The 18,830-nt window shown below is 55.0% G+C and carries 14 protein-coding genes; 7 read left to right on the forward strand and 7 right to left on the reverse strand.

Annotation, left to right across the window (positions count from 1 at the left end; genetic code table 11):
• Window positions 1-882 (reverse strand): hypothetical protein (locus AACY18_RS06795; RefSeq protein ID WP_339464583.1); only part of this gene is annotated, 882 nt, incomplete at its 3' end.
• Window positions 883-1,312: 430 nt separating this feature from the next.
• Between AACY18_RS06795 and AACY18_RS06800 the strand changes: the two genes are divergently transcribed.
• On the forward strand, window positions 1,313-1,717 hold the full coding sequence (locus AACY18_RS06800; protein ID WP_339433645.1) for an acyl-CoA thioesterase: 405 nt from the start codon (window positions 1,313-1,315) through the stop codon (window positions 1,715-1,717).
• A gap of 214 nt (window positions 1,718-1,931) precedes the next feature.
• Here AACY18_RS06800 and AACY18_RS06805 read toward each other — a convergent pair.
• Window positions 1,932-3,115, reverse strand: a protein-coding gene (locus AACY18_RS06805; RefSeq protein WP_339464584.1) for an IS3 family transposase whose coding sequence is annotated in 2 segments (ribosomal slippage) — window positions 1,932-2,851 and window positions 2,851-3,115 — 1,185 coding nt in all. Because the reading frame shifts where the segments join, the coding sequence is not laid out codon by codon here.
• Window positions 3,116-3,449: 334 nt separating this feature from the next.
• On the opposite strand from AACY18_RS06805, the gene AACY18_RS06810 reads away from it, so the two are divergent.
• Window positions 3,450-3,725: a hypothetical protein gene (locus tag AACY18_RS06810; protein ID WP_339433646.1), complete on the forward strand. Its 276-nt coding sequence runs from the start codon at window positions 3,450-3,452 to the stop codon at window positions 3,723-3,725.
• Window positions 3,726-3,767: 42 nt separating this feature from the next.
• Here AACY18_RS06810 and AACY18_RS06815 read toward each other — a convergent pair whose 3' ends face one another.
• From AACY18_RS06815 to rsgA, 4 genes are all read right to left on the reverse strand, one after another.
• Window positions 3,768-4,253: a toll/interleukin-1 receptor domain-containing protein gene (locus AACY18_RS06815; protein ID WP_339433647.1), complete on the reverse strand. Its 486-nt coding sequence runs from the start codon at window positions 4,251-4,253 to the stop codon at window positions 3,768-3,770.
• Window positions 4,253-5,212, reverse strand: a complete 960-nt coding sequence (locus tag AACY18_RS06820; protein WP_339433648.1) for a caspase family protein — start codon at window positions 5,210-5,212, stop codon at window positions 4,253-4,255. Before AACY18_RS06820 ends, AACY18_RS06815 begins: the two co-directional genes overlap by 1 nt.
• A gap of 2 nt (window positions 5,213-5,214) precedes the next feature.
• Window positions 5,215-5,622, reverse strand: coding sequence for a TIR domain-containing protein (locus tag AACY18_RS06825; protein WP_339433649.1), 408 nt, complete (start codon window positions 5,620-5,622; stop codon window positions 5,215-5,217).
• A 212-nt stretch (window positions 5,623-5,834) separates the two neighbouring features.
• The gene (gene rsgA / locus AACY18_RS06830) at window positions 5,835-6,866 is read right to left on the reverse strand and encodes a small ribosomal subunit biogenesis GTPase RsgA (RefSeq protein ID WP_339433650.1); all 1,032 of its coding nucleotides are present in this window, start codon (window positions 6,864-6,866) and stop codon (window positions 5,835-5,837) included.
• Between the two features lie 107 nt (window positions 6,867-6,973).
• Between rsgA and orn the strand changes: the two genes are divergently transcribed.
• The 5 genes from orn to AACY18_RS06855 all read left to right on the forward strand — a co-directional run bounded on the left by orn (window position 6,974) and on the right by AACY18_RS06855 (window position 17,663).
• Entirely contained in the window at window positions 6,974-7,516 is a 543-nt protein-coding gene (gene orn, locus AACY18_RS06835) for an oligoribonuclease (protein WP_123530761.1), read from the forward strand.
• A 97-nt stretch (window positions 7,517-7,613) separates the two neighbouring features.
• The gene (locus tag AACY18_RS06840) at window positions 7,614-8,225 is read left to right on the forward strand and encodes a trimeric intracellular cation channel family protein (protein ID WP_221733102.1); all 612 of its coding nucleotides are present in this window, start codon (window positions 7,614-7,616) and stop codon (window positions 8,223-8,225) included.
• A 759-nt stretch (window positions 8,226-8,984) separates the two neighbouring features.
• Complete coding sequence (locus AACY18_RS06845) at window positions 8,985-11,516, forward strand: hypothetical protein (RefSeq protein WP_339433651.1); 2,532 nt, start codon at window positions 8,985-8,987, stop codon at window positions 11,514-11,516.
• Window positions 11,517-11,863: 347 nt separating this feature from the next.
• Window positions 11,864-12,850: a hypothetical protein gene (locus AACY18_RS06850; RefSeq protein WP_339433652.1), complete on the forward strand. Its 987-nt coding sequence runs from the start codon at window positions 11,864-11,866 to the stop codon at window positions 12,848-12,850.
• 79 nt (window positions 12,851-12,929) lie between these two features.
• On the forward strand, window positions 12,930-17,663 hold the full coding sequence (locus tag AACY18_RS06855; RefSeq protein WP_339433653.1) for an RHS repeat domain-containing protein: 4,734 nt from the start codon (window positions 12,930-12,932) through the stop codon (window positions 17,661-17,663).
• A gap of 45 nt (window positions 17,664-17,708) precedes the next feature.
• Here AACY18_RS06855 and queG read toward each other — a convergent pair whose 3' ends face one another.
• On the reverse strand, window positions 17,709-18,821 hold the full coding sequence (queG, locus tag AACY18_RS06860) for a tRNA epoxyqueuosine(34) reductase QueG (RefSeq protein ID WP_339433654.1): 1,113 nt from the start codon (window positions 18,819-18,821) through the stop codon (window positions 17,709-17,711).
• Window positions 18,822-18,830: the final 9 nt, after the last annotated feature.

Raw genomic sequence — 18,830 nt, forward strand, 5'->3', positions numbered from 1 at the left:
GAAGCAGCATCTTAAGTAATGCGGCTCTGCGTTCAGGTGAATAGTACGGCACGACCAGTCTCTTTCCGCCCCCGATATGCTTTTTTTGGAAAAACCGGAGAGGCGACAACTATCCTGACACCGGGGGAGCGTGGCGGACGGGTAGTCACCCACCTCATACGGTTTACGCGTAAACATGGCGTGTTTTGAACGAACCTCAATACCCAATTGCTTCAGGTATTTGGCCTGCACCAGGGCATGCCGAGCCTCTTCGGCTCCCCACATCAACGACCAGGTGGAAAAGCCGAATTCGTCACGCCACTCGTTGAGGAAGTTGTGCGACCCCGGCAATGTCGTATGTTCTACAACAGCACCATCGTGCAGAAGTTGAATGTCCTCGTCGGTCAACAAGCTTCTGTCGATACCGGAAAGGTCGCCAATTTCTGACCACTCCCATCGCGATTGTTCAAACCAGTCAAAAACCTCGTTGAATTTATTGTCTAGATAAAACTCTTTGATGTTGTGTTTTGACTGAAGCGTGGTAAAAGCAAAAATCGCTTTCTCGATAACTTTTTCAATATCCAATATTTCGGTTTTGGCAGAAACGACATCTTGAATGTCATATTTCACCGAATCTCCGAGAGCGCACACTTTCGGATCATCGCTGACTAATATAACCCGGGTACTGACCAACAGCCCCGGCTTCTTGATAGCCTCCAAAACTTGTTCAACTTCATGCAACTTGTCAGAAGCAATGAGAATGACCGAGCAGTTGGAATTCTGCGAATCCACATCAACTACAAACTCATGAATGGCTTTTTCGACTACAGCATTACCCTTGCGATCAACGAGCGAGATAGCGGAAGAGTTAACTTCACCGGAATAAAGGTAAAAGATATTCATAGAAGTCCTTTGCAATGTTTACATCTCCATATCGGCACTTGAGCATGCCGCACCAGCACCATGACCACAGGGTCAGCTTGTAGACCGAAAACCACCCAGTGGTCACGGCGAGGCGAGTATATAGACGTTGGATCCAAAAAAATGAGCTAATTAAAGGCCAATCATAAGACCTTTAGCTAATTGCTTAACCACCACAATCATGATATGCGAAACAGAAATGACTAAATATACCGATAGGAATTGGAACACCCGTCTCACTTAGGTATGTCAGCGGCTGCTTGATCTGATGAACGCTGCGGATACCCGTCGAGGGTAATGCTATGTTATGGACTTGCCGCATCAACATGACGAGCATCATTCTTGAGCGGCAATAAAGAGCACCAGCGCGCGGATAACTTCCGGCATCGGATAAATCAAGGAAAACAGACCAATGCCCAATGCAGTTTTTGTCAGCAGAACCATTTTGTTTGGAGACTGTGATCCCGCAGGATTAGTTTACACTCCCCGTTTTTCATATTTTTCGGTAGAAGCTGTATATGCTGCACTTGACAAGTGGCTGGGCGCACCAGGACTTAGAAATCTGATGGGCTTTGATATATTGCCGCCGGTACGCGCCATGTCATTGGAGTTACTGGCACCTCTGACGTGGGATGATGAGTTAAACATCAAGGTCAGCGTGGCAAAAGTAGGGATTCACTCTTTCACTTTTCTGGTCGAGGGGTTTATCAGCAATGGAACATTATCTTTCGTAGCGAATATCACTCATGTCTGCGTCTCGCCAGAAACCAAAGAGGTTGTCGCCATTCCGTCACGACTTAGAACACTTCTTTCATGAGTCGCCAAAAATAGGCTATTTCCAAAAACCCGGTCAGGCGTCCCCAACCAGCAGCCGCAATCGGCCAAGAGTAGAAATTCGTCCGGAACGGCTATTGCCCCGAGAAGAAAGAGGACAGGTAAAAAGGGGGGATTTCCGGAAAATACTTTCGCCCCCTTTAGCTCTCTACTTGTGTAGACCCAATTGGCGCTCTTGCCGGTTCACTTTGTGGTGGTCAACTAATTCCGGACACCTCGATAGGTGGTTTCGATGCCATCGCCCGCTCGTAAACGGTCGGCGGCAGATACCCCAGTTTTGAGTGCAGCCGTTCGTTGTTGTAAAACCCAACGATGTACTCAGTGATGTCGCGGATAGCTTCTGCATGGTTGGCATAATCACGTCGCCATACACGCTCCATTTTCAAGCTCAGGAAGAAGCGCTCCATCACCGCGTTGTCCCAGCAGTTACCTTTACGGCTCATGCTCTGCTGCATGTCGTTTCGCGCCAGCAACGCTCTGTAACTTGCGCTCGCGTACTGGCTGCCACGGTCTGAGTGGGCTATCAGTCCTGGTGGCGGCTGGCGCTGAGCGATGGCCAACTGCATCGCGCTACACACCAACTCTGCCGGCATGTTCGGGGCCATGGCCCAGCCCACTATCTTGCGTGAAAACAAGTCCAACACCACCGCCAGGTACAACCAGCCACTGCGAGTGCGGATGTAGGTAATGTCGGCCACCCAAGCCTTGTTTGGCGCCGTTGGGTCAAACTGACGGCCCAATATATTCTCTGCAATCGGCAAGTCATGGTTGCTATCGGTTGTGTGCACAAACTTGCGCTTCCAGGCCGAACGCAGGCCGTTGGCACGCATTAAACGACGGATTTTATAAAGACCGACAGCCATACCTTTGCCGCGCAAAGCATCACGCAACGGGCGGCTACCGTAGCAGCCACCACTTGCAGCAAACGATGCCTTGAGTTGCACAACGACAGGACAGCTCTGCCGAATAGGCGCCTCAGCGCGTTTTTGGGCCTCGTAGAAGCCGGATCGACTGACGTTTAATAAACGGCAGACATACGCCACCGAATAAGCCTTCTGTTGCAGCTGCCGAACCAGTCGATACGTTACTTCAGCTCGCGGGCAAAGAAGGCGGTAGCCTTTTTTAAGATGTCGTTATCCACCTTGAGCTGCCGGTTCTCTTGCTCCAGTTGGCGAATGCGCTGCTGTTCAGACGTCAACGGTTTACCGATTCCGGATTGTCCCAGTTGCTCGGCCTCGTACTGCTGCACCCAGCGTCGAACAGCCGTCTCACCAATATTCAGATCCCGGCAGACCTGCGGCACGGTCAATCCCTGATCCTTGATCATCTTCACGACTTGCAGCTTGAAGCTGTCGTCGAATGTTCTGCGTTTGTCGGTCATGAAAAACTCCTCGATAGATGCATTTTCCACCTATCGGGGTGTCCGGGGAAATTAGACCACTACACTTGACAGATTGCGCCCCAAACAGAATGGGAACGGCGTCCAGAAAATGAAGCATTTCAGGCTCCTTGGTGTTCAAGCTTCCGGCGTTTTTCAAGGTTGTTGTCGCGTCGCCGTCTAACTATGCCGCGCTTTTCTCGGTCTGCTGCTGCCGATCCGGGTTCAACATCACAGTGCCCATCGGCTCCCAGTTTCTTGTCTGGCCAGACCAGCGTTCCGGGCATTTCTCCCGAGCTTGCTCGTACAACTCATGACGCCGAGCCAGGATCAGACCATGGCTATTTATCGTCCGCTGCAAGGCAACATAAGCACCACCCCCACGCTCTACATCGACACCGAAGCCAAGGCCTCGACCCTTCTCGAAACCTCAAAGCATCGCTTGAACATCCTGCGCAATATGCTCAACAGCGTCAGTTGCCTGTGCGTCAACGATGCCGAAGGTCATGATCTGGAACACTTCGCCAGCGCCGCGCATATCCTGCTTCAGAACGGCTGTGACGCACTGGATGCGTTGGGCTGGAAGCTGGATAGAGTCGCACCCAGCCTTTGAAAGTTAAAAAGCCGCGATGGTGTCGCGGCTTTTTTACGTCGGTCAGAACCCCCGCCGAATCCGGTTTTTCAGTTGTTCATGGAAAATCTCGGCGTTGCGTTTATAGGTGCCGCTGAACGATTCGTTGCTCGAGTCCAGCGTCATTGAACGCTTGCTCGACACTTCCTCACGATACGCATCGATAAAGAAATTCAGATCACTCTCTGTGCTCAGCTTCGGCCACTTATCCAGGTACAACGGCAATTCCGTCGGCCCGGTCTTGAACGAACAGATCCGCCGGTTGCTGATCGTCGCCTCACCGATTTCAAACGGCACCCACCACGACAGCGCGGTTTTTTCCGAAACCACCGCCAACAGGTGCGTGCATTCGGTGATGTTGCGGGTGATGACCCCGGTGATGTCTTCGGTGGTCTGGGATTCCGGATCCAGTACGTCGAGGTAGGTTTTGATGTTGGCCTGCATCAGTCGGGTGTTGATGGCGATGGCGTGGGCGCGATCCATGTGGCGGTAGCTGATGAAGACGGGCATCAGAAGTGTCCTTTGAGGGCGAGTTCGCGGTAGTAGGCGCCGAGGGCGGTGAGGCGACAACCGGTGGAGTTGAGGGCGGCGTAATACATGTGCTCGGCATCGACCGGTTCGACCAGGCTGTGGCGGTTGCACATTTGCAGTTGCTTGAAGACGGCGCCGTGATCGGGGTCGAACGTTGCTTCGGTGGGCTCGTAGCTGGGATCGAGCCTGAAGACGAAACTCGGCTCGGGGAACCAGTCCTTGAGTTTGCGCAGGGTTTGTTCGGCAATCAGCGGTGCTACCTCGCGCAACGGCACGAACTGCGACACGTTGGTCTTGAACACCGGGCGCTGCTCCCAGGCACCCAAGGCATTGTCGACAAACGAGTAAACGCTACCCGGCGTGACCTTGCCGAGCACGTTCGCGGCGCCACCGTGCAGCGCCTGTAACAGCAGGTCGGTGAATACGCCGTGGCCGCGACTTTCGAGGGCGGACTGTTCTTTTTTGCACGCGGTGAGAATGGTCATGCCTTCGCCGATCACACTGCTGCCACCGCGCAAATTGCGCATGGCGCCGGCTGCGCCTGCCTGACAGCAATCGAGAATGATGATTTTGTTCTTGATGTGCGGGGCCTTGTCCGCCCACTCCAGAATGTCGCTGATGCGAATGCCTTCCCCGCCGTGTTTGAAGTCCTGTGGAATCAGCAGCCCTTCGTCGATGCTGGTGTCGAACTGGCCGTGGCCGGCAAAGTACAGCAGCGCCACATCGCAGTCGCCCGAGAACAGACTTTGAATGTGCTGTTTCATGGCCGTGAGCGTCAGGTTCTCCTCGGATGAGGTCAGCACTTTGCTGCTGAAGTTCGGGCGCCCGCTGGCGTGACGCTCCAGCACCGAAGCCATGGCCATTGCATCGTTGTTGCAGCCGCTCAGTGGCGTGACGTGGGCGTAGTGGTTGATGCCGATAAACAGTCCCTTGCGCATGATTACACCGCCGTATGCAGGCGAATGGCGGCGACGATGCTTTTGGTGCTCCACGCGCACTCGGCATCAGCGGCGTTGCGTACGACGGTGGAAATCCGCTCGGCCCCGAACGGCTTGATCGCGATGATCACTTTGCCCATGCGCTTGGCGATTTCGATTTCCTTGTTGATCCACTTGCTGTACGTCGAGTACATGCCGGCCATGATCAGCACTGCCGAGCAAGGGCGGATCTTGTTCTCGATAGCCTCTTCCAGTTGCTTGTCGGTTTGCGCGCCCATGATCGGGTTGTGCGGTGGCACGGAGAAATTCTTGAAGGTGAAACCGGGTTGCGCGCTGAGCAGGCGTACGAGGTTGTCGTGGGCGTGGGAATAGTTCCACGAATGGCTGATGAACAAATGATAGGTTTGCATGGGGTTCCTCGGAGGTCGCGACAGTGCGAAGGAGGAACTGAATGTAGGCATCTGCGTGAGGCCTACAAGGTGCTGGCGGTAAAAGAGAAATGTCCTGCAAACAGGCGTGCTAAAGCCCTACAGAAAGGTCTGACGTTTAGGCGTTCTGAGGATTTGTCAGGCGTGATCCTACAGCCGGCAGCCCTGTGTTTCAGGGCTGCCGGTGCGCCTGTTTAATAGCCGTTTTCAGGCAGGCTGGCGATGATCGAGCGGTAGCTGTTCATTCGTTGTTGCTGCACGCGGCCATCTTCCAGAGCCTTGAGCAGTGCACAACCCGGTTCACGATCATGCTTGCAATCGCGGAAGCGGCAGGTGCCGAGCAGGTCATTGAACTCGATGAAGCCGGCTTCGACGTCGGCACGACTGACGTGGCCCAGGCCAAATTCGCGGATGCCCGGGGAGTCGATCAGTTCACCACCGCCCGGAAAATGGAACAGGCGCGCGGTGGTCGTCGTGTGCGTGCCTTGGCCGGACAGCTCGGACAACGGCCCGACACGGGTTTCAACTTCAGGCAGCAAGCTGTTGACCAGCGACGACTTGCCGACGCCGGACTGGCCGACGAACACGCTGATGCGCCCGTCGAGCTGCTTTTGCAGTTGTTCCATGCCGTTGCCGTGGTGCGCGGACACTTCCAGCACCGGATAACCGAGCGTGCGGTAAACCGCCAGCAGGGCGTTGAGTGCCGGGGCATTCTGCTCGTCGATCAGGTCGAACTTGTTCAGCAGCAACAGCGGACGGATGCCAGCGTGTTCGGCCGCGACCAGATAGCGGTCGATCAGGTTGGCGTGGGGCTCGGGCAGCGGGGCGAAGACGATGACGATCATGTCGACGTTGGCGGCCACCGGTTTGAGCTGGCCGCGACTGTCCGGACGGCACAGCTCGGTGGTGCGCGGCAATTGCGCGACGATCACACCGATGCCTTGGTTGCCGGCACGCCAGACGACCTGATCGCCGGTCACCAGCGCTGGCAGGTTGGCGCGCAAGTGGCAACGGAACACCTGGCCGGCGAGTTCGCCGTCCTTGGCCTCGACTTCGACCTGCACACCGAAGTGAGCGATCACAAGACCGTGCTGCTCAGGGCCGAGGTCGCCACCTTCGAGCGCCTCGACAGCCGAGGACTCACGTTTGGCGGCGCGTGCGGCGCGCTCGCCCTGAATCTTTTCGATGCGCCAGTTTTGACGACGATTGAGTTGGCGTTTGGCCATGGGTGTTCCGTCTGAAGAATGCAGCGATTAGGTAAAACGGCCGCGAGTTTAGCACGCCGGGGCACCGGCCTAGGCTAAACTGCGCAGCATTGCCTAGGAGCCGAAATATGCAGAACCCACAGAATCTGATCTGGATCGACCTGGAAATGACCGGTCTTGATCCGGACAACGACGTCATCATCGAAATGGCCACCATCGTCACCGACAGTGACCTCAACACGCTGGCCGAAGGACCGGTGATCGCCATTCACCACAGCGACGAAGTGCTGGCACGCATGGACGAGTGGAACACCCGTACCCACGGTAACTCCGGCCTGACCCAACGCGTTCGCGACAGCCGCGTCAGCATGGCCGAAGCCGAAGCCGAAACCATCGCGTTTCTGGAGAAGTGGGTGCCCAAGGGCAAGTCGCCAATCTGTGGCAACAGCATCTGCCAGGATCGCCGCTTCCTCTATACCCACATGAAGGCGCTGGAAAGCTACTTCCACTACCGCAACCTTGACGTCTCCACACTCAAAGAGCTGGCCGCACGCTGGGCGCCGGACGTACGCGACAGCTTCAAGAAGGGCAGCACGCACCTGGCGCTGGACGACATCCGTGAATCGATCGCCGAACTGCAGCATTACCGCAAGCACTTCATCAAGTTCTGATACCGGGTTGGCGGCTTTTTGTGGCGGGTGTTCTCGCCCTCTTTTGGTGCTGCACCGAAATGGCTAGACTGCGCGCCTTCCTGCCAGGATCGCCACCATGTTGCTAATGCTCTATTTGATCGCCATTACCGCTGAAGCCATGACGGGCGCGCTGTCTGCGGGCCGTCGCGGCATGGACTGGTTCGGCGTGGTGCTGATTGCGTGTGTCACGGCGCTGGGCGGCGGTTCGGTGCGTGACGTGCTGCTCGGGCACTACCCGCTGACATGGGTCAAACACCCGGAATACCTGGTGCTGACCTCCGCTGCGGCAATGTTGACCGTGTTCACTGCACGTTGGATGCGGCATCTGCGTTCGTTGTTTCTGGTGCTCGATGCCGTCGGTCTGGTGGCGTTTACCCTGATCGGCTGCATGACCGCTCTGGAAATGGGCCACGGCATGCTGGTGGCTTCGGTCAGCGGTGTGATCACCGGTGTCTTCGGCGGCATCCTGCGCGATATCTTCTGTAATGACATCCCGTTGATCTTCCGCCGAGAACTGTATGCCAGCGTGTCGTTCGCCGCCGCCTGGTGTTACATGTTGTGCCTGTATCTGAACGTGCCAGGTGAACAAGCCATTCTGATTACCCTGTTCGGCGGGTTTTTGTTACGTCTGCTGGCCATTCGTTTTCATTGGGAAATGCCCAAGTTCGTTTATAACGATGAGCATTGATTCCGCCTGCTATCGAATAAAAAATACAGTTCTGCCGGGTTTTGCGAATTGACGGTGGCGGCGGGTTTTTATCTGTTTTTACCGGTTGTTGAGGTTTCTTGCCTTTCTGCTCAAGCGGAATTAGTAGGGGGCATGTTATTTCTGAGTCTTGCCGCTGATTCAATATGAGACTGGGAGAACCATTGCGAAATGGTTGGCGAGCCAGTAATGAAAAGGGACGTTTCACTCTGGCGGTACTGAACACTGTCGCTGTAATAGATCGTGTGGATGATGAAAACGAGGAGGGTCCGGTCCTGCCTTGTATGCGTGCGTTCCGGGTTTCCAGCCAAAGCGGGAAAACCTTCCAGATCGGTGTCGCCATCAAGTTCAACGGGTAGGTTGTCCGTAGCAGTGGCAATGCTTTGTCGAGCCGGCATTACAGCAACTTCAAAATTATTCCATTAAGTGGCTGCGCACGTTTGTGGTCTGGCGCGGATGTGAATTACCGGTATTCGTGTCGGGCACTTATACCTGGGCCAGCACCTGAGGGGCTAAAAACAAACAGGTCGAATAAGCTAGTTGATAGTGACTGCGCTTTCGTCTACGTCAACAAGCTTCGCGAGTCACACATCGAGAACTAATTGGCGTCGTTGTTTATTAATGCGATAAATGTAGTACACCTATATACCGGTTTACACCGGATAAGCCGATAAACTGATTGTACTGACGGCCCTGCAGTGTTACGGGGCCCAACTAACCAAACCTCAAGGATGAGCATTCATGGCTGGTAAACCGCCAAAGATCAAACCTGTTCCTGCCCCTGCCAAAACACCCGATTTCAGCGCGAATGAACCACATCGCCCAGCGTACCCCTCTCCAGCAATGCCGCATTTACCTCTCCCCCCTCGCCCGGAACACTTGCACCCGTCCTACCGGCCAGATTTGGTCGCGGTGACGCAGGCGAGCAGTTTGAGTGTGAGCCCGTTGTCTTTCGCGTTCGACGATTTTTCGAAGCTTGCCGCGACGCCCTCGCTGGCAGATTACTGGATACACACCGACAAAAGCCTCGGCGAGCCCGATGCGCAGGGCATCCGGAGGTTCAGGCAGCGTCAGTATGTGGCCGTAGCCGACAACCATTTCGTGCAAGTTGTCCTGGACGCCGAGAGTGGCCTGTTTCGCGCCACGCTAGCCAGAGAACTCAACCCTTCCGGCCCGCTTCTGAAGCCGGATAGCGAGGGCAGGTTCTGGGTCCCTCTGCAAAGCAGTGATTCGCGTAATCACCCTGCAAGACTCAATTCGTTAAGGAGGCGAACGGCAGAACTGTTTCACCGCGTCGGGTATTCAGTGGACGGCTTTTCCGAGGTCACGATTACACGCATTCTTGCCGTTAGTGGGATGGATGAAACGCTGGCACGCGATTCCCCCGCTTACGCTCGGTCCCTCGTCTTGCTGCAGGACGCTCTCAGGCGCTTGAGCCTCGATCAGAAAATCCACACGTTCATCACACAAATGCAACATCCCGATCCGCTAGTGCGCGCCCAGGTCGATCCGCAGTTGCAGGCTCTGCTGCAGTTGCGCGAAGGCGAGCCTGGCGCAAGCATTGCCCAGCGCGACCGCGCCGCGCTCTTTCAGAATCATGAGCGTGCGTTCGAACTTGACTGTGATGAAAACACGTTGCAGATGCGGCGGATTTTTCCTGACTTGCCCAAAGCGGCAGCCGAGGCCTTGTGGCGCGATGCAAGTGCCGCCGAGCGTCTGCATATGCATAACCAACCGGGAATGCCACGGCAAATGGCAGAAGAGGCGCTGTTGGTGCTGCGCGATGTTCGTCTCGCAAGAGCCTGTGAAGGGATTTATCTGGATTCGGTATCCAGTCCGGACAGTGACCGACTGGCGTTGCATATGATCGGACGCCTTGCGCAGTGGCCGCGAGATGTCCGTATCGAGATTCGTCAGGATGTGTTTGACGGGAAGGTCTTGACGGCTATCGGCGATGTGCTGACTTCGTTCCATCACGTTCTGGTCCAGCAGGACGCCGGGTATGTCATCAGCAGCCCCGAGGGTTCATCGTCCAAAGGCATGAGCGATCTGTATTCGGCTGTCTGGTTCCTGTTACTGCCCGTACAGCGTCAGGCCTTCGGTGTGGCGGAGGGAGGAGGGCAAACGCTGCAGCGATTGATTCGTGCACAGCCGTTGCCATCGCGCCAGGCTGTGAGCGAACTGCTGGGGCTGGCGCCGATTCCAATGACGGTCGACTCTGCCACCGCGCAATACAGGCAAGCGTGGAAGCTGCGAGGCGGCGCCGATAACAATCCGACATCGGCAAAGACCGTTGTTGACCGCGTACATGATCTTTATCCGCAGCTTTCGGGTGAGGAGGTGACGACGTTTATCAACGAGCGTTTAAAGAGTGATCTGGCCGGCGTAATGATGAGGCTGGAAAAAGAGTTCGCGACGTTGTGCAGTGAATTGTCGATATGGAGTGCCGATAAGCCGTCACCTCATGCGGATTCGTCGGGACAGGGGAGAGCGCCAACCCCCGCGGAGCAACGTCAGGCTCGCGAGCAATTCAGCGCAAAGCTGCAAGATATCTGGCGGCGCAAGTCCGTTTCGAGATGGGGGTACGGTGACTATCATTTTTCTTCCAGCGTCGATTTTTCCGGTGAGCTACCAAGGCTGTCTGCCAGGTTTGAATATGTAACAGAGTTAATATTGACCGCAGAAAAACCAGGCGCACGGATAGGCGCGTTTCTTGACAGTTTTCCCAATGTTAAATACTTGAAGGTGACTGGTGTAGAGATGCAGGAATTCCCGTCAGGGATCTTTCAAATGCGTGAACTGCTGCAACTCACGTTGGATAGTTGCTCGCTTAGACTTTCTGATATGACGGCTGAAGGGCTGGCAAGAATGGAAACGCTTACATTGTTGAACCTGGCACGCAATCCTCTGACAGTTGCTCCACCTGTAGGCTTCATGCCGGATTTAACGGAATTGATGCTGTATGACGCCAATCTTTCCAGCGTTCCTTCAGGAATAGATTCGCTGAAAGAACTCGAGGTGTTGGCGTTGCAGAATAATAATATTTCAGAGGTGGGGGATGAGCTGTTCGATATCCCGGATACACAGAATTTATTCGTTGGTCTGGTGAATAATCCCTTGAGTGACGCGTCGAGGCAGCGGATTACCGAGTATCTGGAAAACGCCAGCATGGACCGGAAAATTGAAATTGAAATGGAAGAGCCACTGTCGGATGTAGAGTCTGACAGTGAATCCTCAGAGAGTGGATTTTCGACGGGCTCAGAGAGTGACTGAATGTGGGGGGAAGTAACTGTTTTCTTGCCGGTCTAACATAGCCTGATAAATATAAATAACGCGCTGGCTCCCCTTCTGCTTTTGATTTTGCCGTGGTCAGGAGGGGAGGAACCTCTGGCAAGGCCGGAATTAAAGGGTTGGCAGGATTGATTTCAAATCGGGTGACAGGAGATCCGGATTTTTAGAATGTTTTAGAATTTATGTGTGTTGTTGGTTTCTATGTTCAGGTGTTTCCGTGGTTTTAATTTGTCGAATGTCCTGTCTTTTATTGTTTTTAGTGCCGTGTCTCAATGCCTCGGCGCGTCCTGATGGAGGCGAAACTTATTAATTAGCCAAGGTGTTATTGAATGTTTGATGAGCAGCTTAATATTTCCCGTATCGAGGTGAAAACCGACTCCACAAGGTCTGGTCAACATAAGATTCTTTACGCCAACGGTCGCATGCAAGTACGCGTATTGGTGCTTTTACACGGTGTCGATAACAATGGAGACGGCGCGTCACTGTATGGGCATCCTGCATTACAAACACTGCGGCTGATTGCCTATAACGGCGCTCGACCTCTTGAAGGTGACTGGAGCGTATCCGTGCAGGAAAATCGGTATGCCCATGAAATGTCGGGTGGGGCACCGCGGGCTATAGAAGTTCCGCGTGTTAATGACAATCGCAAAAGTGACGTTTCTGATCCTGTACAAATTCTTGAGTTTTGGGTTTCCGCCTCCAGGCCTGGAATCATGGAAGTCGCTGCCGAAATCGTCATGGACTCAGTGGTATTGCGAAGCAATGGAGTCGGCTTTGACAGCAGTGTGACGCTGGAGGCGATTCCGCCTAAAGAGTATCCGCTGAGTAGTTTTTCATTGAGTAAATATGATGAGAAACAGCAGCGTGCCCAATATGACTGGGTCCAGCATTATCATATTGCTCTGCAAGCAGAGGGCCGGCAGATTCACCTCCTTGACTGGTATAGCAGTGAGGTGAAACTTGACCCTTATGATTCCGAAAATGCGGTGCAGGTTTATGTGTCCGGCAATATTCCCGACACACAGGATGGTCGCAGATGTTTTTATGGTTACATGGCGCCGATTTATGGGCTGAAAACAACGTTTCGCAGCCCGCTCGGCTACATAACCGTCCCGATTAACAAAGTGCCTGGACAATTGACGCTTGTTCAGTATGTTTCCGCGGACCTGCAAGTGGCGCGGGAGAATGAAAGCGCATTCGAGTTTGCAGTGGTCGATGAGTTCGGTTCGGAGCACAGGCTTAGTATTGATGGTGATAAAGAACAACGTACTTTTGTTCTGGGTGAGTCCAAGCGGTCAATGAAACAGCTTGTCTGATTTCGATACATGGCCAGCGAGTTTTCGCTGGCCAACCTGACTGGCCAATATCTGAATCTGGAAATAAAGGACGTTTTCAATGAAAAGTAATTCATCCTCCGCCGTTCACTCGAATGCTTTCAACTTTGGTGAGTTTGTTTCCGGAGGCGTTGACCCCCGCACGGGCATGTATACGTGCGCCTTTTCGTTAGGCAAGTTGTGTTCGGCGGATCTCAATGGCCCTGAGGTTGCACTTTCACTGGGTTTCAACCCGCTCAATCAGGTGGATGCCGGTTTCGGCCTCGGCTGGTCGTTGACCATGACTCAGTATGACGTGCGCAGCAAAGTCATGACGCTGTCCAACGGCGAGCGCTACAAGGCTGTCGAGACATCTGCGGGCCTGAAGTTCAAGGAAATGAAACTGCAAACTGCCAGGGTACTGGTGACCGGGGCAGGGCGCTATGAAGTTCGATACCGCGATGGTCGGCGTGAACTGCTTAAAGTTCAGGCCGGCACTCATATCGCGGTAGCAGAAAAAATTGTCGCGGCGAACGGTGTGAGCATCACGCTCAAGCATGAGACGTTCAATCAGTTTGCCATGTTGACCGAAGTCTGTGACGCCAAGAGATGCCTGTTGAGAGTTACGCGCAAGGCCGGTCAGGTGACATTGACCCGGCATCCCGATACCTCGTCCAGTTCCGACTACAACCTGATCCTGAAAAATAGTCGGGTAACGGCAATCGAACTTCCGCTCGGCAAAGGTTGGGATCTGGAATATGAAGTCATTGATGAGGCCAGCTATCTGTGCCGCGTCGTCAATCCATTGCGCGGCGTAGAAATCATTCGCTACAAGCGTCAAGGTCACCGCTTCGTAAGTGGCGTGCAGCGAACACTTCCGTTTGTCATCGCTCACGATATTTACCCAGGCCGGCGCCAACCCAGGCTTTGCAAGGTATATACGTATTCCAACCATAACTTTCTCGGGCAGGGCCTCATCCCGGCCAGGGACAATGACATAGATCCTCTCTACCTGGCGCCCGACCACTACGTCTATACCTCGGACGAGAAATTAGTGGTCAATGGCAAGGTGCACACCCGGATTAACCGCACCTACAACAAATTCCATTTGCTGGTCGCAGAGGTCACGACATGTGGCAATGCCCAGACCACAATCGCCACCGAGTATCACTGTTCGGTTACCAAACTGTTCAATGAGCAACCGGCTCAGTTCCGCATGCCGAAAGTTCAGACGGTGACTTATTTCGATCGGCGCACCCAACAGAAGCGCGAGGAAACCACCGTCACCGAGTTCGACGGCGAAGGCAACCTGCTCAAACATGTCGAGCCGAGTGGGGTGACGACTTTGTCGGAGTATTATCCTGCAAGCGGTGGGGACAACTGCCCGGAGGATCCGCTGGGTTTCACCAGGTTCCAGAAAAAGAGAACGGTCAGCGCTGCGGCCGCGAGTGGCGCCTCGTCTGTCACGTACTACGACTATGCGTTGCATCCTGCGCTGGAAGGCGCAGAACTGGCATCTGTCTTTCCGGTTGAAGAGCGTTATTTCGAGCGCGTGGAGGGGGTTGAGATCCTGCGTTCGAAAACCCAAAGGAGTTACCTGAATACGCCAAAGGACCCGCTCAAGCACGGGGCCATGAAACAGCAAAGCATTACCCGTAACGATAAAAAGACCTGCACGCAATTCTCCTATGAGCTTGAAGGTATCAGGCTGCGGGTGACGTCCAGCACGCAGGGCTTCGATGGCTCGCTGCAGACCAGTGAGGCCGTGCTCTCGACGCTCACTGGGCTACAGGTGTCAGAAGTCGGTATCGATGGCGAGCGTATCGAACATGAGTACGACGCGATCGGCCGAGCAGTGTGCAAAACGGTTGCCCCCGGCACCCCGTACGCGGCCGCTACCAGGTGGGCCTTTTTGGCCGCCAGCAAACAACAACCGGCCACGATGGTCACCACGGATCCCGCCGGCGGCGAACAAAGAGTGACCTATGATGGCCTGGAACGAGTGATCGCCGTTCAGGAAAAGGACTGCGACCGTCCGGACGAGGATGGGCTCATTGCGTCTCGTACTCTTTATTGCGCCCGTCATGATTCGGCGGGTCACAAGGTAGAAGTGACGCTGACCGATTGGCGCGATGGCAAGCCTTATCCGTTGATCACCCGCTACGAATTCGATAACTGGGGCCAGGTCTGCAAGACGTTCCATGCCGATGGGCGTGTCGAACATAGCGAGGCCGATCCGGTCCTTCGCCAGCAAACGAATTGGCTTCAGGGGATGGGCAAGACCGTTACCCTCATCAACGAGTTTGGTAAACCCCTGAGGGTCGAGAGCTTCAATCTGAAGCACAAGAGTCTTGGCAAAACCGATTACACCTATGACGGATTCGGGCGTACAACCAGCCAGACCGATCCGGCCGGCAATACCACTCGATATGAGTACGACGTTTTTGACCGGATGATTCGCAGTGTCCTGCCCGACGCCAGCGAGGTGGTCACCGACTACGCCGATCACAGTGACGAAGCGCTGCCGGTCGGCATTCAGGTCGATGGCAAAGTGTTGGGCCGGCAAACCTATGACGGATTGAATCGCCTGACGCAAAGTACAGTAGGCGGCCGCAAGTCCGAGGCCGGTTATGAAGCAGGTTTCAGCCAGCCGCAGTGGTACAAGAGCGCTGACGGCAAGAAAATCGAATTCACGTATTTGCGCCATAGGGGCGGTTTACTGACTGAGCGCAAGGCGGGGGCATTGCTCACGACCCTGACTTACGACCCCGTCAACGGCCATCCCTTGACCTGTATCGAAAATGGCAGAGAGCGTCGTTTTACGTATTACCCTTCCGGGCGCGTCAAATCCGAAACGACGACCTACGGCGCTATCAGCAAAGCAACCTCCTTTACCTATTCCCTGGAGGGGCGACCGATCACCTGCATCGATGTACTCGGATCCGAACGCAGATCCGAATACGATGACCATGGCCGCTTGTTATCAACCTTGCAGGGTTCGCTGAAAACCGAATTCCACTACAACATCCAGACGGGGATGCTGGAATGGACGAAGACCGAAGAGACGTCGATCAAACGTCAAATGATCACTCGGTTTACCTATGATGATATCGGTCGTGAAATCTGCCGTACTTTCCAGGTGAAGGGCCAGCCCGACCAGACGCTGGCGTCTACTTATACGCTCGCCGGCAAACTGGCGCAGAAAGTGTCCAGGCGTGGCACGCAAGTGTTGCGCGATGAGCAATTTGTCTACGATGTGCGTGGGCGCCTGATCCAGTACGACTGTGCCGGCCCCCTAAAGCCCCGGGACCCGTACGGCAAAGAAATTGCTCAGCAGACGTTCACATTCGATGCGCTTGATAATCTTCTCACCGTACAGACGCGGTTCCCTCTGGGTGTGAACCTGACCACCTTCAGTTACGACAATCCGGACCCAGTACAACTCAGCGCAGTCAAACATTCTCATGTCGACTATCCATCGGCCGTGACCCTGGAATACGACGCCAACGGCAGGATGATCAAGGATGATCAGGCGCGAACCCTGGCCTATGACGCGTTCGGGCGTCTGGAACAACTGACCAGCGCCGCAGGTTCGGTTATTCGCGGCTACCATTACGACGGTTTTGACCACCTGGTTGAACTGTCGCAACCCAATACCACCACTGCCCAGCGTTATTACCACGAAGGCCGGGTCGCCAATGAAGTCAGCGGTGAAAATTCATCCAGTGTCCTGCGTCACGGTGGATTGCTCGTGGGCCAGCAACAACTCGGATTGAAGGCCGGCGCGCAGTTGTTCGGCACCGATCAGCAGCAAAGTGTGTTGGCAGCACTGGGTGAAGAACAACTGACTGATTGCACTTACAGCCCTTACGGGCATCGTCCCGCCGAGGGTGGTTTGTTCAGTCTGGCGGGGTTCAACGGCGAGCAGTTGGATCCGGTAACCGGGCTGTATCTATTGGGCAATGGCTACAGGGCTTATAGCCCGACATTGATGCGGTTCCTCGCCCCCGACAACATGAGTCCATTCGGTGAGGGCGGATTGAATGCCTACGCTTATTGCCTGGGCGACCCCGTCAATCGTGTTGATCCTACCGGGCATATCTCCTGGCAATCGATTCTGGGCATCGGACTCAGTGTGCTCGGGATTGTTGCCAGTGTGCTGACGATGGGGGCCGCGACGCCATGGGCGGCGGCGGCATTGGGGCTGGCCGTTGCTTCAGGCTTGGCGGGTATTGCCAGCGAATTGGTCAATCACTATGCACCGGATTCTTCGGCAGGAGAGGCATTGGGCTGGATCAGTGCTGGGCTAGGCTTGGCTTCGCTGGGTACCGGTCTGGCGGCCGGAGCCAAGGCTGCTGTCAACGCGGGCAGGAAGCTGGCTTCAGCCTTTCAGTCAGGGCTTAGTTCACGAGGCGCGGGTAAAGCGGCCAAAGCGTTTGCCAAAGGAAAAGGCGCCAAGGCTGCGGCAAAAGCCCAGTCTGCGAAAGCCACCGCACGGGTTGAGGACGAGGTCGAACAGAAATGGACAGTGGTCAGGCCTAAAGACAAGATGAATTTTCTTAATATAGAGGCGCGGAATGCCTCTGAGACCAGGGTTAAGTTATTCATTCAGCTCATTGAGGAGGGTAACTCTCCGACCTCCGCTGCCGCGCTCCTTCACGCCGAATACACGCCATTGAAGGGGCCATCCAGTTCATCGTCCAGGTTGATGCATCTTTATTTGTCAAAGGGTGATCGCGTGTATCTCACTGAAAATGCGAAGGACAGGATTGTCATCATCAAACAGATGGGTGGGCACTACAAAGAAAAAAAATAAACATAAATAACGCGGCGAGGCAGTGTTCAGCATGAGCCGAGAGCCTCAATGTCCCGGCCAGGATTTGAGCACTTTACTGGCCGGTTCTGCGTGCACAGGTCGGGCATGCTGTTCCAGCGCCCACGCCACATGCTCTCTGACCAACTCTGACGGATAATCCCGTCGCGCCTTCAACGCTTCCAGCACCGCAATCGTTGAGGGCGCATTGCCCAGCCCCACGGCCAGATTCCGCAACCAGCGCTCATAGCCCGCTCGCCGCAACGGCGAACCTTCAGTGCTGCTCAAGAACTTCTCTTCATCCCACAAAAACAGCTCGGCCAATTCGGCGTTGTCGAGGTTGTGCCTTGGCTTGAAATCGCTTTCCCCGGAGGGCTTGGCGAAACGGTTCCACGGGCAAACGATCTGGCAGTCATCACAGCCAAATACGCGATTGCCGATCAGCGGGCGCAGGTCTTCGGGGATGGCGCTTTTCAGTTCGATGGTCAGGTAGGAAATACAACGTCGCGCGTCCAGCACGTAGGGGCCGACGAAGGCATTGGTCGGACAGATATCGAGGCACGCGGTGCAGCGCCCGCAGTGTTCGGTGCTGTGCGGTTCATCTACCGGTAATGGCAGATCGACGAACAGTTCGCTCAAGAAGAAAAAGCTGCCGGCCTTGCGATTCAGCACCAGGGTGTTTTTACCGATCCAGCCCAGCCCGGCCTGTTCGGCGATGGCTTTCTCCAGCACCGGGGCACTGTCGACAAACGCGCGGAAACCGAACGGGCCAATCTCGGATTGAATCTTGTCGGCCAATTGTTGCACGCGTTTACGGATCAATTTGTGGTAATCGCGGCCCAAGGCATAACGCGACACGTAGGCTTTTTCCGGTTGCGCCAGCATTTGCGCCATTTTTGTGTCGCCGGGCAGATAGTCCATGCGCAGTGACACCACGCGCAATGTGCCCGGCACCAGCTCTTCGGGGTGCGAGCGTTTGCTGCCATGGGCGCCCATGTAGTCCATTTCGCCGTGGTAGCCGGCTTCGAGCCAGCGCTGCAGGTGCTGCTCATGCTCGGCCAGGTTCAGGCCGCTGATGCCGACTTGCTGGAAGCCCAGCTCGCGGCCCCATTCCTTGATGGATCGGGCGAGGGCGGGCAGGTCTGTAGTAATGGCGGACATGAGGCGAGA

This window comes from Pseudomonas sp. EA_65y_Pfl2_P74 (assembly GCF_963970575.1).
GTDB lineage: Bacteria > Pseudomonadota > Gammaproteobacteria > Pseudomonadales > Pseudomonadaceae > Aquipseudomonas > Aquipseudomonas baetica_A.